This window comes from Actinophytocola gossypii (assembly GCF_025165815.1).
GTDB classification, from domain to species: domain Bacteria; phylum Actinomycetota; class Actinomycetes; order Mycobacteriales; family Pseudonocardiaceae; genus Actinophytocola; species Actinophytocola gossypii.
Genome location: NZ_JAFFZE010000001.1, coordinates 60,110 through 74,846, shown reverse-complemented (window position 1 = coordinate 74,846; position 14,737 = coordinate 60,110). Strand labels below are relative to the sequence as shown.

Sequence of the window (14,737 nt, the reverse complement as noted above, 5' to 3'; positions counted from 1 at the left end):
CGTGCGGTTTTGGGGTGCGCCCCCATTGTTGGGGGGCGGCGCGCCCGCACCCGGCGCCGGGGGCGCGCGCCACCGCTCTCAGGGCAGTCTCGAACCGCCCGCACCGGGGTGTTGCGGCGCCCACGAATCGCGGTACGCCTGTGGCGGCATCCCGGTCAGCTTCCGGAACATGCGGCTGAAGTAGGCGCGGTCGTGGAAGCCGACCCGCCTGGCCACCACCTGCACGCTGTCGTCGGTCTCGCGCAGCCGTTCCTTGGCGCGTTCGACCCGCAGCCGGTTCAGGTACTCCCACGGCGAGACCCCCAGCTCGCGGTGGAACGTGCGGCTCAGGTAGTCCTCGCTCATCCCGGCGGCCTGGGCGACCTGCCGCCGGGTGATCTGGTGGTGGAAGTGCTGGTGCAGGAACGCGACCGCGTTCTTCACCAGCACCCCGCTGCGCCTCGGCCCCGGCTGCCTCGGGCCGGAGAGCCGGGCGAGCAGCTCGGCGGTCTCGTCGTCGGACAGGATCCCCTTGCCCAGCAGCACGAGCCGGGCGTAAGGCTCGGCTCGCCGGACGTCGTCCATGGTGATCGTCCGTCCACTGAGGACGAGAATGGGCACGCCGGGAAGGCCGCCGTCGCCGTGCAGGCGGTCGAGCAGGTCGAACCCGTCCATGTCCGGCAGCGTCCGCGACACGACGACGAGGCCCGGCGTCCGTTCGTCGAGCGCGGCCAGCGCCGCCGCGCCGTCGGAGGCCACGTGCACCGGGCGGCCGGGCCGGGCACGGGCGACGATGCGCTGGTAGGTCGCCTGGGTGTCCGGGTCGACGTCGGCGATCAGCACCGGGCCGGCCAGCTCGGCGGGCCGACGGGCCGCGATCAGCTCGTCCAGGTCCCGCCCGGTGGCCTCGCCGTACACCAGGAACGGCACGCGGCGCAGCGCCGGGTGGTCGTGCAGCACCCGGACCACCGCCCAGTCCTCTGGCGCGGCGCCGTCCTGGTCCCAGACGACCGCCGCCGGGCGGGTGTCGGCCAGTACCGAGGCGAGGTCGTCGCCCGCGTGCAGGTGCCGGGCGGGGAGCAGGCGCGGGAGCGGCGCCGTGCCGCGGCCGACGAGGAGTACGTGGTCGGCGTCGGCGACGTCCGGGCCGCCGTGCGGGCACGGCAGTGGGAGCGTGACCGCCACCTCCACACCGCCCGGACCGGAGTCGAACCGCAGGGAGCCGTTGTGCAGGGTGATCAGGCGCCGGGTGATCGGCAGGGCCAGTCCGGTGTCGGCCGGGTCGGCGCCACCGCGCGGGTTGCCGGTGCGGCGGAACCGGATCCGCAGGGCGGGCGGCACCACCTCGGTCTCGACGGTGACCGTGCCGGGGCCGCCGGCCAGCCGCTCGGCGCAGCCGTGCAGGCTCACCAGGGCCTGCCGCAGCCGCCGCCGGTCGGCCTGGATGAGCGGCAGGCGACCGGTCTGCCGGTGCCGGGCCACCTCGGTGAGCAGCGCCCCGGGGTCGACCAGCTCGGGGGTCAGGTCGAGGGTGTCGATCTCCGCCTTGGACAGGTCGAGCAGGTCGCTGAGCACGCCGAGCTGGTGCTCGACGCTGACCTGGATCTCCTTGAGGCCCTCGACCAGCCGGGGTGGCGCACCGGCGAGGTCGTCGACGGCACGAAGGGCGTCGACCACGCGGCGGCGGATGTCCAGCACGGGGGCGCGCAACTCGTCGTTGACGCTGTTCAGCAGCGTGGTCTTGACCCGGTTGGCCTGCTCGGCGAGGTCGCGGGCGGCACGCACCTCGTCGAACAGGCGGATCTCCTTGACGCACGCGCCGATCTGGTCACCGAGCGCGCGGTAGACCGCGCCGGAGCGCGGGCCGACCTCGAACAGGCCGAAGCCGAGCAGCTCGTCGCGGACGTAGAGCGGCTCGGCCACCATGCTGTACCGCCGGTCGCCGGGCAGGGCCGGGGCGGGCGGACGGGACGGATCGAGCAACAGCTGGCAACCGGGCACGCCGAGCGCGGGCAGCTGCCGGTCGAGGACCTCGGTCAGCGCCTTCGGGTCGACCGCGGCGGACAGGGCGTTCCCCAGCTCGCGCAGGTGCCGGGAGGTCTGGTCGGCGTGCCAGCGTTCGTACTCGAGCAGGCGGCGACCGGCGTCCGCGGCGACCAGCCTCGCGCGGTCCAGGAGGTGCCCGGCGCGGGTGCGCGCGGGCCCGGTGAGGTGCCGCAGCGCGACCTGGCGCAGCGCGACCAGCGCGGTGTCCCAGGCGTCGACGTCCCGGCTGCCCGCCGCCATGCCGGTGACCAGGCGGTCGACCTCGCCGAGGAACGCGCGGTGCGGCCCGTCCAGCGCGCCGAGCAGCGCGGCGCACAGGGCACGGCGGCCCGCGGCGGACACCGCGCCGGCACCGGCCGAGGCGGCGGTCAGCTCGGTGCGCAGCGCGTCCAGCCGGTCCACGCCGGGGTCCTCCGGCTCGGCGTCCTCGGCGCGGGCACCGGGACAGCCGCAGGACCGGCGGACGACGAGGGTGGAGGCCGGCGACGGCACCACGGCCGCGTCGCAGCCGCGCAGCCGGGCCACCAGGGTCGCCACCGCCAGCTCCCCCAGCTCGCCGAACGGCATGGACACCGACGTCAGCGGCGGGTCGACCAGGGTGGCCTCCGGGGAGTCGTTGACGCCGACGACCGCCACGTCCTCGGGCACCCGCACGCCGCGCTCGGACAGCACCCGCAGCGCGTCGGCGGCGAGGAAGTCGCTGCAGGCCACCACCGCGTCGAAGTCGCGGCCCGGCTTCAGCGACCGGGCGTCGAGGAGCACCCGCATGGCCGACGCGCCGGCCTCGAGGTGGAAGTCGACGGGGGCCGAGACCAGGGTGTCGTCCAGTGGGATCCGGTGCCGGGCGAGGGTGTCGGTGTAGGCGCGGTAGCGCTCGACGATGACCGGGTTGGCGACGGTGCCGCGGATGAACGCGAGCCTGCGGCGGTCGTGCACCTCGACGAGGTGGCTGATCGCCAGGCACATGCCTCGGTAGCTGTCCAGGGTGAGCGGGCGGTCCTCGCCCATGGTGCCGTTGAGGCTGACCATCGGCAGCCGGCCGAAGCGGCGTTCCAGGCGGGCGGCGCGTGCGTGCGCGACCGGCAGCCCGAGGGTGGAGGTCCAGCAGATCAGGCCGTCGAGCAGTTCCGGGCCGACGAGGTCGTAGACGCGGTTGCGTGGCCGGTCGGTGGCGCCGACCTCGCCGCCGGGGAAACAGATCAGGTTGACGTCGTGCCGGCGGGCGGCGTCCAGCGCCCCGGACCACAACGTCGCCCCGACGCCGAGGTGAATGTTGGCCGTGACCAGGCCGATGGTCAGTCTTCGCCTCGCGGACATGCTCGCCTCGCTCATCCACGTTGATGAACTCAGATGTCCGGCGACACTCTCCGCAACATAACGCTCACCCCACGCAGGTGGCAAGAGGCCCCCACCACGTGGGACGTGGCGGGGGCCGAGGATGCCCGCGTCAGATCCGGCCGGTGCCGGCGCCGCTCTCCACGATCGACTTGACGCTGCTGGCCGGGTCGAGGGAGTACGAGTACGGGATGCCGTTCACGCTCCCACCGGTGGCGCAGCTGCCGGAGTTCACGAAGTGGTTGTTCCTGGCCACCAGGGAACCCTCCGGGGAGTCGCCCTGGCCCAGCTCGCACGGCGAGTCGGTGTTCTCGAAGTAGTTGCCCTCGACGAGGACACCGGCCTCCATGGTGGACGCGACACCGTAGTCGCCGACGCCGTCGTAGTAGTTGTTGAAGACGTGCACCGGGTCGCCGAAGCGGACCCGGGGGTGGCGCTGGCCGGTGCCGTCGAACCAGTTGTGGTGGTAGCTGACCCGCAGGTGGCCCCGGTCCTGACCGCCGTTGCCGTCGCTGTGGCCGAGCAGCATGGTCTTGTCGTGGTCGAAGAACCTGTTCCACGACACGGTGATGAAGTCCGAGCCGCGCTTGATGTCGACGGCGCCGTCGTTCCCTCCGGAGAACGAGTTGTGGTCGATCCAGATGTCGGTCGACCCGTCCTGGACGTTGATCGCGTCGTCGGACCAGTTCCGGAAGTTCAGGTTCTGGATGATGACGTTGTTCGCCTCGTCGACGTCGAGGCCGCCGCCGGTGATGCCGGACCCGGATCCGACGCCGATCAGCGTCTTGTCCGACGCCACGTCCTGCATGCCGTCGATCGAGATCATGCCGTTCACCCGGATGACCGCGGCGCCGTCGGACTGCATCGCGTCGATGAGCGCGGATTCGTTCGAGACGGTGACCGGGGACGCGTTGCCGCCGCCGGTGGTGCCGGCGCCGAAGCCGGTCGGGGTGCCGACCGCCGACGCCGTGCCGGCCGACCAGACGGTCAGCGCGGATGCGGCGGCGACGGCGAGAGCACCCGCCAGGCCTCGTCTCGCGATGGACTCGCGCATGATGCTCCTCCGTTTTCCGTGGGGGTTTCTCACCGTTGACGGTAGGGAGCGGAGCGTGGACTATCGCGTACAGCGCGTGGAGAATTCCTGTCACCAGTGGGTTCTGCCGGCACCGGCCCACCAGGAAACCAGCCAGGGCACTGAATTCGCGGCGTGGATTCCGGTGTGGAGGGTCGGTTCCCAGCCGGCGTCGGTACCGAGATCCGGGTCATGGGTGGCGTTGTACTCGGCCACGAGGTCGACGGGTGCGAGGCGGCGGGTTCCGGCGAGGTTGTCCCGCGCGGTGATGGCGGTGCCGCCCCAGTCGTGCAGCAGCGCGTCGGGTTCGACGCCTCGGGCGAGGTGGAAGGTGTTGCTCTCGGCCACGATCCGGGACTCCACGCCGACGCCGAGGGCGTAGATCACCGTGTCCGGAACGCGGTAGTGGTTGTTGTAGACGTGCACCTGTCCGAACCGGACCCGAGGGAGCCGTTGCAGGGTGGTGTCGAAGAGGTTGTGGTGCACGGTCACGTTGAGCTTGCCCCGGTCGGTGGCGGGGTTGTTGGTGGAGCCGATGAGCATCGTCTTGTCGTGGTGGGTGAACCGGTTCCAGGACACGGTGACGAGGTCCGAGCCGTGGGTGATGTCGAGCTGGCCGTCGTGCACCTGGTACGGCTGGCCGAAGTACCGTGGTTGCGCGGAGTCCGGGTTGTCGCCGTCGGTGAACGTGTTGTGGTCGACCCAGACGTGGGTCGAGCCGGTGACGGACAGGTTGTCGTAGGCGGAGTTCCACGCGCCGAGGTCGCCGTCGGTCGGGTCCCAGGCGGGGAAGCAGTCCGCCGCGTCGACGAAGGTGAGGTTGCGGACGATGACGTTGGTGGCGTCTTCGATGTGCAGGTTGAGTCCGTCGAGGACGGCGTGCCGGCCGAGGCCGACGATCGTGGTGTCCGAGCCGACCGGGATGCGGACGCGTTCGGCCTGGTTGGCGGCCGACGCGGCGCGGGCGTCCTCCAGCGGCCCGGACGGTTCGGTGTCGCGACCCCAGACCTCGGGGTCGTAGGCGGCGAGGTAGTCGTCGAGGCGGTAGCCGTCGGCGGCGTACTCCGCGCAGCCGAGCGGACGGCCGGCGTCGTCGGTGTTCGCGTCGATGGTGCCGCGCACGTAGACGATCCTCGGTGCCGGCGCCGCCAGGGCGGCCACCAGTTCGGCGCGGTCGTCGACGACGTGGACGTGGTCGCGCGGCGCGGCCGAGCCGCCGGTGGTGCCCGGTCCGGCCGCGGCCCAGCCGTCGCCGGGCGGAAGCACCTGGCGGCCAAGGGGTGTTCCGCTCGGGGTGGCGGCGGTGAGGGTGAGGACGATCGCGGCGACGACACCGGTGGTCAGGAGACGTCTCATCGTGGCCTCAGCTTCCGGTGCGTTCGGTGTAGGCGGCCTGGGCGTCGGTGAGCTTGCCGGCCATCTCGTCCAGGAAGTCCTTTTCGGACAGCTCGCCGAGCAGGACCTGCTGGAACTTCGGCTCGGCCTCGGTCTTGGTGATGGCGTTGAACTCCGGCAGGTAGTACGGCAGCTGCACGAGCTCGGTGCCCGGGTCGTTGAGCACCCGGGTGGCCTCGGCGATGTGGGTCAGCTCGCCCAGGTCGCCGACGTCGGTGTTGGCCGGCAGCACGCCGGTCTGCTCGCTCCAGTACCGGTTCATCTCCTTGCCGGCGGCGAACTCGGCGAACGCGAACGCGGCGTCCTTCTTGTCCCCTTCGGCGAACACGCCGAGCCCGGTGACCGGGTGCGAGGTGACGGTGCGGTTGCCGTCCTCGGCGGGTGGCACGGTCATCGCGGCGACCTTGTCGGCGCCGAGCGTCTCTGCGTGGTCGGTGTAGGACCCGAGGTTGTGCTGCATGATCCCGATGTTGCCGCCGTCGAACTGGGCGACCATCTTGACGTAGTCGTTGGTGACGTCGGCCTCGGGCGTGAACTTCCCGTACAGGGCGGTGATCCGCTCCAGTGCCTCGACGTTGCGCGGGTCGTTGACCGTCGCGTCGCCGTCGTCGTCGAAGACCTCCTCGATGCCGGACTGGCCGTAGAGCACCTCCAGCAGTTGGGCGATCGAGCCGGCGCCGCCGCGGATCGTGTAACCGTACCGGTTCTGGCCTGCCTCGGTGAGCCGCTCGATCGAGGTGAAGAACTCGTCCCAGCTCGTCGGCGGCTCGATGCCGGCCGAGGCGAACCAGTCGGTGCGGTACCAGAACACGCCCATGTTGGTGGACAGCGGCACCAGGTAGAGCTTGTCGTCCGGGACCGTGGCGCGCACCGACTCGAGAACCTGCTCGCTCAGCACGCCGTCCAGGGAGCTGTTCGCGATCCGCTCGTCCACCGGTTCCAGCGCCTGCCGAGCGGCGAGGTTGGCGAGCATCGCGGTGGACACGCCGCCGACGTCCGGCAGTCCCCCGCCGGCGATGGCGGTGTCGTACTTCTGCTGGGCCTGCGCGATCGGGACGCCGACGTACTCGACCCTGATCGTGGGGTTCTCCCGCTCGAACTCGGCGATGATGTGCTCCCAGACCGGGGTACGGGCCGGGCCGCCGTTGTCGTCCCAGAAGGTGATCGTGGTGATGCCGTCCTCGGAGTCCGAGTCGCCGCCGCACCCGGCCAGGGCCAGGCACGACGCCATCGCGAGCGCCGCGACCGTCCGGAACCAGCGTCGTGGAGCCAGTCGTGTGGCCATGGCCGCCTACCTCTCTGCCGTTCTGCCGATCCGTGCCGCCATCCGCGCCGCCGCGACCCGGTCGAGCCGGCCGTCGGCGACCACGGTGGTCAGTCGTCGGGTCACCGTTTCCTCGATGACCAAGGGGTGTTCCCAGGCGAGCGCGGGGCCGACGCCCGGGTACTCGCGGACGCGGACGAACCAGGGGTCGTCGGCGTCGTGCTGGGTGAGCACGAGCGTCCAGTCCCGCCCGTCGAGGGTGGTGCCGCACATCGCGACCCACGGCGCGCGGCTGTGGTTGACCCGGTCCTCGCCGTCGAGGTGCTCGGTGAACACCGTGCGGTTCGTCGCGGATCCCGGTGCGCGCCAGAAGAACCCGCCGTAGCCGGCGCCCGCCCGGCCCTTGGTGGCCGAGCTGCGGACCGCCACGGGAGCGTCGGTGCGGTTGGTGACGCTGAACGTGACGTCGAGAGCCCATGCGGTGTCGTCGAGCCGGCGGGCGGTGATCGCGCGTTCCTCGGTGAGCAGCGGGTTCCCGTCCTGGTCGAGCCACTCCAGGTGCTCGTCGAGCGCGTCGGCTTCGCGGCGGGCGAACCGCAGGTGCCGTTGGGTGCCGTGGTCGTGCCGCCAGGTGGGGCCGGCACCGGGGACGTAGGTGCGGCCGCCCCAGAAGTTCGTACCGGCGACGTCGGCGACCGCGATGCCGACGCCGAGGTGGTGCGGGTGGTCGGCCGGCGCGACCTCGCTGACCACGGTGCCGCCGAGGGTGCGCACCGGGTGCAGGTGCGGACGGGGCGCCGAGGTGGTCGGAAGGTCGACGTGCCAGCGGTAGCGGGCGACCTCGGTCTCGGCGACCCGCAGCGCCTGCTCGGGCGGCGCCCACGGGACGTCCAGCTCGGAGTACAGCGCGAGACGTTCCGCGCTGCGTGCGGTCAGGTCCGCGACGCCGGGCAGCACCCGGCGGACCGGCGCGCCGGTGCTGTCCCGGTCGACCAGTTGGTCCCCGGCCGGGATCGCGACGGGCTCCGGCGCGAGCCGGACGGCCTCCAGGACGCGGGTGAACGCGGCGGTCCTGGACAGCGGCACCAGCAGCCGGGTACCGCTGCGCACGTGGTCGACCAGGTTCTCCAGCAGGTCGGTGCGGGCGTGCGTGCTGGTGTCCCCCGGGTCGACGGTCACCTCGTCGCGGGTGTAGACCAACTCGGCGCGGCCGGCGTCGCCGTGCACGACGAGGTACGGCTCGTGCCGGCGGGACGCGCACAGCGACACCGCGACGGTGACCACGAGCCCGGAGGCCAGGCGCAGCCGCAGGCACGAGGTGTCGTCCGCCTCGATCGGGTTGGCCCGGTACAGCTCGACGTCGACCTCGGCGACCGCGTCGAGGGACTCCGCCTCGGCCACCGCGAGCGCGGTCGCCACCGCGTGTGCGAACGGGTTGGTCAGCGCGCCGTCGGTCACCGGCACGCCGCCGAGGCGCCTGCGCCCGGCCCAGGGCGCACGGGTGAAGTACCCGGCCGGACGCTCCCAGGCGCCGGCGACGCCGATGCCGTGCACGTGCCCGAGCTGCCCGGCGGCGATCAGCTTGCGCAGGAACGCGACCGCGTCCGAGCCGAGGGTCTGGAAGCCGACCTGGCAGGCGCGGCCGGTGTCCCGTGCGGCGGCCGCGATCAGCTCGTGGTCGGCGAGGCTCGCGGCCGGTGGCTTCTCCAGCAGCAGGTGCGACCCGGCGCGCATCGCCGCCACGGCCAGCTCGGCGTGCGTGTGGATCGGCGTGACCAGGACGGTGACCTCCGCGCCGGTGCGCGCGACGAGCCCGGCCAGATCGGTGGACTGTTCGGGCGTGCCGAGGCCGTGCAGGTCCGCGGGCGGAACCGGCGCGAGGTCGCACACGCCGACCAGCTCGACCAGCCCGGCCCCGGTCAGCCGGCGCAGGTTGTCCAGGTGCCACCGGCCGTGGCCGCCGGCACCGCCGAGCACGACGCGAACGGGGTCGCTCATCCCTTCACCGCCCCGGCGGAGAGCCCTTGTACGAGGTAGCGCTGAATGATCGCGAACACCAGGACGACCGGGACCGCGGCGACCACGCCGCCGGCGGCCAGCGCGCCGAAGTCGACGCTGAACTCGCCGAGGGTGAACGCGAGGCCGACCGGGATCGTGTACTTGTCCTGCTCGCTGACGAACATCAGCGCGAACAGGAAGTTGTTCCAGCTGTTGATGAACGCGAACGACCCGACCGCGACCAGACCGGGCCGCAGCATCGGCAGCACCACGACCAGGAAGCCGCGCAGCCGCGAGCAGCCGTCCACCCAGGCGGCCTCCTCCAGCTCCACCGGCACGTTGCGGATGAACCCGGACAGCAGGATCAGCGACAGCGGCAGCTGGAACACCGTCTCCGCGACCACCAGGCTCCACAGGCTGTTCACCAGGTCGAGCGTGCGGAACACCTCGAACAGCGGGATCAGCATCATCGCGCCGGGGATGAACTGGGTGCACAGCATCGCGACCAGGAACAGCGTCCGGCCGCGGAAGGAGTAGCGGGCCAGCGCGTACCCGCCGGCGAGCGCGACCACCGTGGTGGCGACCAGCGACGCGAGCCCGACCTTGAGGCTGTTGGCGAAGAACACGCCGAAGCCCAGCCCGTTCCACACGGTCTCGAAGTTCTCGGTCGAGATCGGCCACGGCAGCAGCGAGGTCGAGCCGCGCGGGCGTACCGCGAAGACGACCATCCAGTAGAACGGCACCAGCGTGAACAGCAGGTACAGCGCGAGCGGAACGTAGATCTGCCACCGCCCGACGCGCACCGCGCGGTTCGGCCGGGCCGGCCGCGGCCGAGCGGGGCCGGGCGGGGCCGTGGGACGGGTGGGCGTCGCCGTGCTCATGTGCGGGCTCCGAACTTGCTCAGGCGCAGGTAGGCGACGGAGAAGAAGGTGAGGATCAGGAAGCCCGCGGTGGTCAGCGCCGACCCGTAGCCGAAGTCCTGCGACTGCACCGCCGTGCTGGCCACGTAGAGCGGCAGCGTGGTGGTCTGGTGCGCGGGTCCACCGCCGGTGAGCGTGTAGAGCAGGTCGACGTTGTTGAACTCCCACACCGCGCGCAGCAGTGTGGACAGGATGATCGCGTCCTTGAGGTGCGGCAGCGTGACGTGCACGAAGCGGCGCAGCCGGCTGGCGCCGTCCACCGACGCCGCCTCGTACAGGTCACGTGGGATCGACTGCAGGTCGGCGAGCAGCAGGATGGCGAAGAACGGCACGCCGCGCCACAACTCGGCGAGCACCGCGGCGGCGAACACCGTGTCCGGGTTGGCCAGCGGCGCCGCGCCGTACTCCATCAGCCCGAGGTCGGCGAGGTACCGGGACAGGCCGGTGGTCGGGTTGTAGAGCAGCACCCAGATGCCGGTGGTGAGCACCCCGGAGACCGCCCACGGCGAGAACACCAGCGCGCGGGCGACCGCCCGGCCGACGAACGTCTCGTTGACGATCAGCGCGAGCGCGAGGCCGAGCACCAGCTGCAGCGAGACCTCGACGACGACCCAGCGCACGGTGAACCCGAGGCTCTGCCAGAACAGCGGGTCCTCGAACAGCATCCGGCGGAAGTTGTCCAGGCCGGCGAACCCGTCCTCCCACGGCTTGGCCACGTTGTAGTGCTGGAGGCTGTAGTAGACGACGCTGCCGACCGGGTAGACGAGGAACGCCAGCATCGCGAGCGCCGCTGGCGCGATGAGCAGGTACGGCGTCCGGGGCTGTCGCCGCCGGCGCGTCCCCACCTCGCCCACTGCCATGAACGCGAGGCTAGGGACGAACGCGTGGACAATTGCGCACGTCGTGTGGACTATCCAGTCGTGCGGAGCTGGCACGTACCGGTCAGGGGGACCGGTGACGTGGCGGCGCGTGCGAGGCTCGGCTGATGGGCGACGGGGGTGTGGGCACCGCGCTGCGGTTCCGGGACTTCCGGTACATCTGGTTCGCCGACCTGGCGTCGATCGCCGGGGATCAGCTCGCCCGGGTCGCGCTGGCCGTGCTCGTGTACGGGCGCACGCGGTCGGCGCTGGCCGCCACGGTCACCTACGCGCTGACGTTCCTGCCCGCCCTGCTCGGCGGGGTGCTGCTGTCGTGGGTGGCCGACCGGTTCCGGCGGCGCGAGGTCATGGTGGTCACCGACCTGCTGAGGGCCGTGCTGGTCGCGGCGATGGCGATTCCGGGGCTGTCGCTGTTGGTGGTGTGCGGGCTGCTGGTGATCGTGGTGCTGCTGGGGTCGCCGTTCACGGCCGCGCGCAGCGCCCTGCTGCCGGACGTGCTGCCGGGCGACCACTACGAGCGGGGGCTCGCGCTGGTGCAGATCACCGGGCAGAGCGCCCAGCTCGCCGGGTTCGCGGGCGGTGGACTGCTCGTCGCCGCGCTCAGTCCGCCGGTCGCGCTGCTCGGCAACGCGGGGACGTTCCTGCTGTCCGCCGCGCTGGTCAGGTTCGGGGTGGCGGACCGGCCGGCGCCGGCGGCCACCGCCGACCGGCGGGAGGGTGGGACGGTCGCCGTGCTCGGCGCGATCGCCGGAGACCGGCGGCGGCGGGCGCTGGTGCTGCTCGCCTGGTTGGTCGGCTGGTACGTCGTGCCGGAGTCGCTTGCTGCGCCGTACGCCGACCAGCTCGGCGCGGGGCCCGCGGCGGTGGGGGTGCTCATGGCGGCGGATCCGCTCGGCAGCGTGCTGGGCGCGTGGCTGTTCACCAGGTTCGTGCCGGCGCCGGTCCGCGGCAGGCTGGTCGGGGTGCTCGCGGTGGGTGCCGGGCTGCCGCTGGTGGCGTGTGTGTTCCGCCCGGACCTGCCGGTGACGCTGGTGCTGTGGGGGCTGTCCGGGATGCTGGCCACGGCGTACCTGGTGCAGACGCAGGCGGAGTTCGTCCGGGCCACGGTCGAGACGGAACGCGGCCGGGCGGTGGGTGTGGCGGCGGCCGGCATCATCGCCGCGCAGGGGCTGGCCGTGCTCGCGGGCGGGCTGCTCGCCGAGTGGACGGACCCGGCCACCGCGATCGCGATCGCCGGGTCCGCCGGTGTGCTGCTCTGCGGAGCCGTCGCCGTGGCATGGCATCGCGCGACGACGGCCTGAGGTCACCAGCCGCGGTTGCGCATGTTCGGAGCTCCTTCCGGACGTCGGTTCTCGCGTACCCCCGACGTATAGCCCGTGCCGGGGCGTGATCGGCACGGCACTGTCCGGAACCTGCCGGATCAGGCGGGCACGAGCATCCCGTGCCGGACCAGCTCGCGCACGGTCGACACCGCGGACTCCGGGTCGAGTTCGCCGTAGGCCAGTGACAACAGCTCCAGCAGGTCCGCCAGCGGCAGCGCGCCCCGACAGCCGGCGAGCAGCCGCGCGGTCCCCTCGTCGACCTCGTGCTGCCAGCCGGGGCCGTCGGTGCGGTGCAGCCTGCGCACCACCGAGGCCCAGCCCTCGTCGCCGGGTGCGGACACCTCTTCCAGGACCACGGTCGGCGGCACGGTGAACCGGGTGGTCAGCAGCTCGTCGCCGTGTGCGCGCAGCCAGGCGACGTTGTCCAGCCACCGGGCGGTCTCCGGACCGAGCGGGTCGTCGTAGGCGTGTCGCAGGTCCTCGCACACCACCTCGGCGTCGGCCTCGTCGGTACGGCGCAGGGTGACGTAGCCGAAGCCGACCCCCGCCACGCGCTCGGCCGCGAACCAGTCCAGCCAGGCCGACGCCTTCGCCCGACCCTCCGGCGAGCGCGGGTCGATGCCGGCGTCCCGCAGCCAGGTCCCCACGTACAGGGCGGGATCGGCGACGTCGCGCTGGACGAACCAGGCGTCCACGCCCGGCGGCAGCCAGGAGGTGACCCGTTCCGCCCAGTCCTCGCCCTCGCGGTGCAGCCAGGACGCGAGCAACTGGCCGACGCCGCCCTCGGTGAGGTGCTCGGGCATGCGCCGCACGACGAGCGCGCTGGCGCCGTCGCCGGCCAAGCCGGAGTCGCGGTAGACGTAGTCCACCCTCGGCGGGCCGACCACGAACGGCGGGTTGCACACCACCTGGTCGAACCGGCGGCCGGCGACCGGGTCGAACCACTCGCCGCGCAGCAGCTCGACGTCCAGCTCGTTGAGGTGGGCGGTGCCGCGGGCCAGGGCGAGCGCCCGCGGCGACAGGTCGGTGGCGGTGAGCCGCGCGGCGTGTTTGCTCGCGTGCAGCACCTGTACGCCGCAGCCGGTGCCCAGGTCGAGCAGCGACCCGACCGGGCGGCGGGCGGTGGCGCGGGCGAGGCTGACCGACGCGTGCCCGACGCCGAGCACGTGGTCCGCGCCGACCGCGGCCCCGCGCTGGTCGGAGTCGAGGTCGGCGACCACCCACCAGTTGTCCTCGTACGGGCGGATGTCCAGGCCGGCACGGCCCTCGGCGGTGACGATCTCGTTGGCGACCGCGTCGGCCAGGTCGACCGGGCCGAGCGCGGCGCGGACCGCCGCCTCCGGCTCGGTGTCGCCGAGGAGGAACAGGCGGATCAGCGTGCCGGCCAGGCCGGCGTCGCGGGAGGCGCGGCGGGCTGGTTCCGGCTCGCCGCGGCCGAGCGCGGCATGGGCCTGCGGTCCGAGGACGTCGACGACGCCGTCCGCGGTGTAGCCGGCGGCCAGGAACGCCTCGCGCAGTCGCGCGCACAGGTCGGGCGAGAGATCAGGGTGCACGAGGGCACATGATCTCAGTCCCGGTCGGTGTCCATGCCGCCGGCGCCGCCTCGGTCCTCCGGCACCGACTCGTCCGGCGGGTCGGGCGGCGGCTCGTCGGAGTAGGTCGGCCTGGTGTGCTCGCCGGCGAAGTCGTCGTCCTCCTGCTCGGCCTCCGCGGTCTCGCGGTCGATCTCGGGTCCTCGGGACACGATGCCCTCCCGTGCGGGGTCAGTCCGGCGGCTCCGCCGGGTCGGGGTTGTCCGCCGGCTCGCGGCGCTCGACGGGCTCGCGGGGGTCCGGCTCCACCCCCTCGGGTCCGAAGCCGGGTGCGGGCTCCGGGGCGCCGCGCCCCGGGTCGGCGGCGGGGATGTCCTCGTCGCCGGGATCCCGGTGCGGCTCGAACGGCGTGGTTGTCATCAGGTGTTCCGGTTGGTCAGGGCGTCGCGCATCTTGTCGATCAGGCCGACCCCGGGGCCGAGGATCTTGTTCGCCGGCGGGTGGTCCGGGGCCGACGGGTGCGGCCGCGTCGGCGCCATCCGCTTGGCCCGCTCGAACTTCTCCCCCAGGTCGCGCAGGTCCTGCTGGCTGCATGCCTTGCGCAGCTTCGGCAGCAGGTCCTCCTCCTCGTCGGAGAGGTGGTGGCGGATCTCGGCGATGAGCTTGCCGACCAGCTCGTCGAACTTCGGGTCGGTGGCCTCGGTGTTCTCGATCTCCTTCATCAGCTGCTCGGCCTCGGCGTGCTCCTCGATCTCGTGGTCGGCGATCTTGTCGCCGTCCGGCAGCGCCTTGCGGGCGGTCGGGTAGAGGTACTCCTCCTCGGCAACGGAGTGGCGGACCAGCCCGGCGATCACGTGTTCGACGAGCTCGCGGCGCATGCGCGGGTCGCCGCTGGCCTCGATCTCGTCGAACACCGCCTCGAACTCGCGGTGATCGCTGACGATGGCGTCGACGAGGTCCTGGTGCTTGGTGGTGGTCACGTAGTCCTCCTGGTTC

At 72.7% G+C, this 14,737-nt stretch carries 12 protein-coding genes; 1 reads left to right on the top strand and 11 read right to left on the bottom strand.

Annotated features, from left to right (window positions below; translation table 11 throughout):
* Positions 1-78: 78 nt before the first annotated feature.
* The 7 genes from JT362_RS00315 to JT362_RS00285 all read right to left on the bottom strand — a co-directional run bounded on the left by JT362_RS00315 (position 79) and on the right by JT362_RS00285 (position 10,869).
* A complete protein-coding gene (locus JT362_RS00315) occupies positions 79-3,342 on the bottom strand; it encodes a substrate-binding domain-containing protein (RefSeq protein WP_260188919.1) in 3,264 nt (1,087 codons plus the stop codon).
* A gap of 130 nt (positions 3,343-3,472) precedes the next feature.
* Positions 3,473-4,414 (bottom strand): pectate lyase family protein, encoded by a 942-nt coding sequence (locus JT362_RS00310; RefSeq protein WP_260188918.1) that lies wholly within the window; start codon positions 4,412-4,414, stop codon positions 3,473-3,475.
* Between the two features lie 90 nt (positions 4,415-4,504).
* A complete protein-coding gene (locus tag JT362_RS00305) occupies positions 4,505-5,788 on the bottom strand; it encodes a pectate lyase family protein (RefSeq protein ID WP_260188917.1) in 1,284 nt (427 codons plus the stop codon).
* 7 nt (positions 5,789-5,795) lie between these two features.
* Positions 5,796-7,112 (bottom strand): ABC transporter substrate-binding protein, encoded by a 1,317-nt coding sequence (locus JT362_RS00300; RefSeq protein WP_260188916.1) that lies wholly within the window; start codon positions 7,110-7,112, stop codon positions 5,796-5,798.
* Between the two features lie 6 nt (positions 7,113-7,118).
* A complete protein-coding gene (locus JT362_RS00295; RefSeq protein ID WP_260188915.1) occupies positions 7,119-9,089 on the bottom strand; it encodes a DUF6807 family protein in 1,971 nt (656 codons plus the stop codon).
* A complete protein-coding gene (locus JT362_RS00290) occupies positions 9,086-9,970 on the bottom strand; it encodes a carbohydrate ABC transporter permease (RefSeq protein WP_260188914.1) in 885 nt (294 codons plus the stop codon). Before JT362_RS00290 ends, JT362_RS00295 begins: the two co-directional genes overlap by 4 nt.
* A complete protein-coding gene (locus JT362_RS00285) occupies positions 9,967-10,869 on the bottom strand; it encodes a carbohydrate ABC transporter permease (protein ID WP_260188913.1) in 903 nt (300 codons plus the stop codon). The genes JT362_RS00290 and JT362_RS00285 overlap by 4 nt, the downstream gene beginning before the upstream one ends.
* A 125-nt stretch (positions 10,870-10,994) precedes the next feature.
* On the opposite strand from JT362_RS00285, the gene JT362_RS00280 reads away from it, so the two are divergent.
* Positions 10,995-12,188 carry an MFS transporter gene (locus JT362_RS00280; protein WP_260188912.1) on the top strand — a complete coding sequence of 398 codons (1,194 nt, stop codon included), beginning with the start codon at positions 10,995-10,997 and terminating at the stop codon, positions 12,186-12,188.
* Positions 12,189-12,307: 119 nt separating this feature from the next.
* Here the strand turns inward: JT362_RS00280 and JT362_RS00275 are convergent, their stop codons facing one another.
* From JT362_RS00275 to JT362_RS00260, 4 genes are read right to left on the bottom strand one after another with little or no spacing between them, the layout of a single operon-like run.
* Positions 12,308-13,762 (bottom strand): N5-glutamine methyltransferase family protein, encoded by a 1,455-nt coding sequence (locus JT362_RS00275; protein ID WP_260188911.1) that lies wholly within the window; start codon positions 13,760-13,762, stop codon positions 12,308-12,310.
* A gap of 14 nt (positions 13,763-13,776) precedes the next feature.
* Positions 13,777-13,953 carry a hypothetical protein gene (locus JT362_RS00270; protein WP_260188910.1) on the bottom strand — a complete coding sequence of 59 codons (177 nt, stop codon included), beginning with the start codon at positions 13,951-13,953 and terminating at the stop codon, positions 13,777-13,779.
* 19 nt (positions 13,954-13,972) lie between these two features.
* Positions 13,973-14,161: a hypothetical protein gene (locus JT362_RS00265; RefSeq protein ID WP_260188909.1), complete on the bottom strand. Its 189-nt coding sequence runs from the start codon at positions 14,159-14,161 to the stop codon at positions 13,973-13,975.
* A complete protein-coding gene (locus tag JT362_RS00260; RefSeq protein WP_260188908.1) occupies positions 14,161-14,721 on the bottom strand; it encodes a hemerythrin domain-containing protein in 561 nt (186 codons plus the stop codon). Before JT362_RS00260 ends, JT362_RS00265 begins: the two co-directional genes overlap by 1 nt.
* Between the last annotated feature and the right edge of the window lie 16 nt (positions 14,722-14,737).

What these genes read in the sequence shown, in the direction of transcription:
- JT362_RS00290 (WP_260188914.1), bottom strand. Translation starts at nt 9,970, where the DNA reads ATGAGCACGGCGACGCCCACCCGTCCCACGGCCCCGCCCGGCCCCGCT.
- JT362_RS00280 (WP_260188912.1), top strand. Translation starts at nt 10,995, where the DNA reads ATGGGCGACGGGGGTGTGGGCACCGCGCTGCGGTTCCGGGACTTCCGG.
- JT362_RS00305 (WP_260188917.1), bottom strand. Translation starts at nt 5,788, where the DNA reads ATGAGACGTCTCCTGACCACCGGTGTCGTCGCCGCGATCGTCCTCACC.
- JT362_RS00310 (WP_260188918.1), bottom strand. Translation starts at nt 4,414, where the DNA reads ATGCGCGAGTCCATCGCGAGACGAGGCCTGGCGGGTGCTCTCGCCGTC.
- JT362_RS00300 (WP_260188916.1), bottom strand. Translation starts at nt 7,112, where the DNA reads ATGGCCACACGACTGGCTCCACGACGCTGGTTCCGGACGGTCGCGGCG.
- JT362_RS00285 (WP_260188913.1), bottom strand. Translation starts at nt 10,869, where the DNA reads ATGGCAGTGGGCGAGGTGGGGACGCGCCGGCGGCGACAGCCCCGGACG.
- JT362_RS00265 (WP_260188909.1), bottom strand. Translation starts at nt 14,161, where the DNA reads ATGACAACCACGCCGTTCGAGCCGCACCGGGATCCCGGCGACGAGGAC.
- JT362_RS00315 (WP_260188919.1), bottom strand. Translation starts at nt 3,342, where the DNA reads ATGTCCGCGAGGCGAAGACTGACCATCGGCCTGGTCACGGCCAACATT.
- JT362_RS00295 (WP_260188915.1), bottom strand. Translation starts at nt 9,089, where the DNA reads ATGAGCGACCCCGTTCGCGTCGTGCTCGGCGGTGCCGGCGGCCACGGC.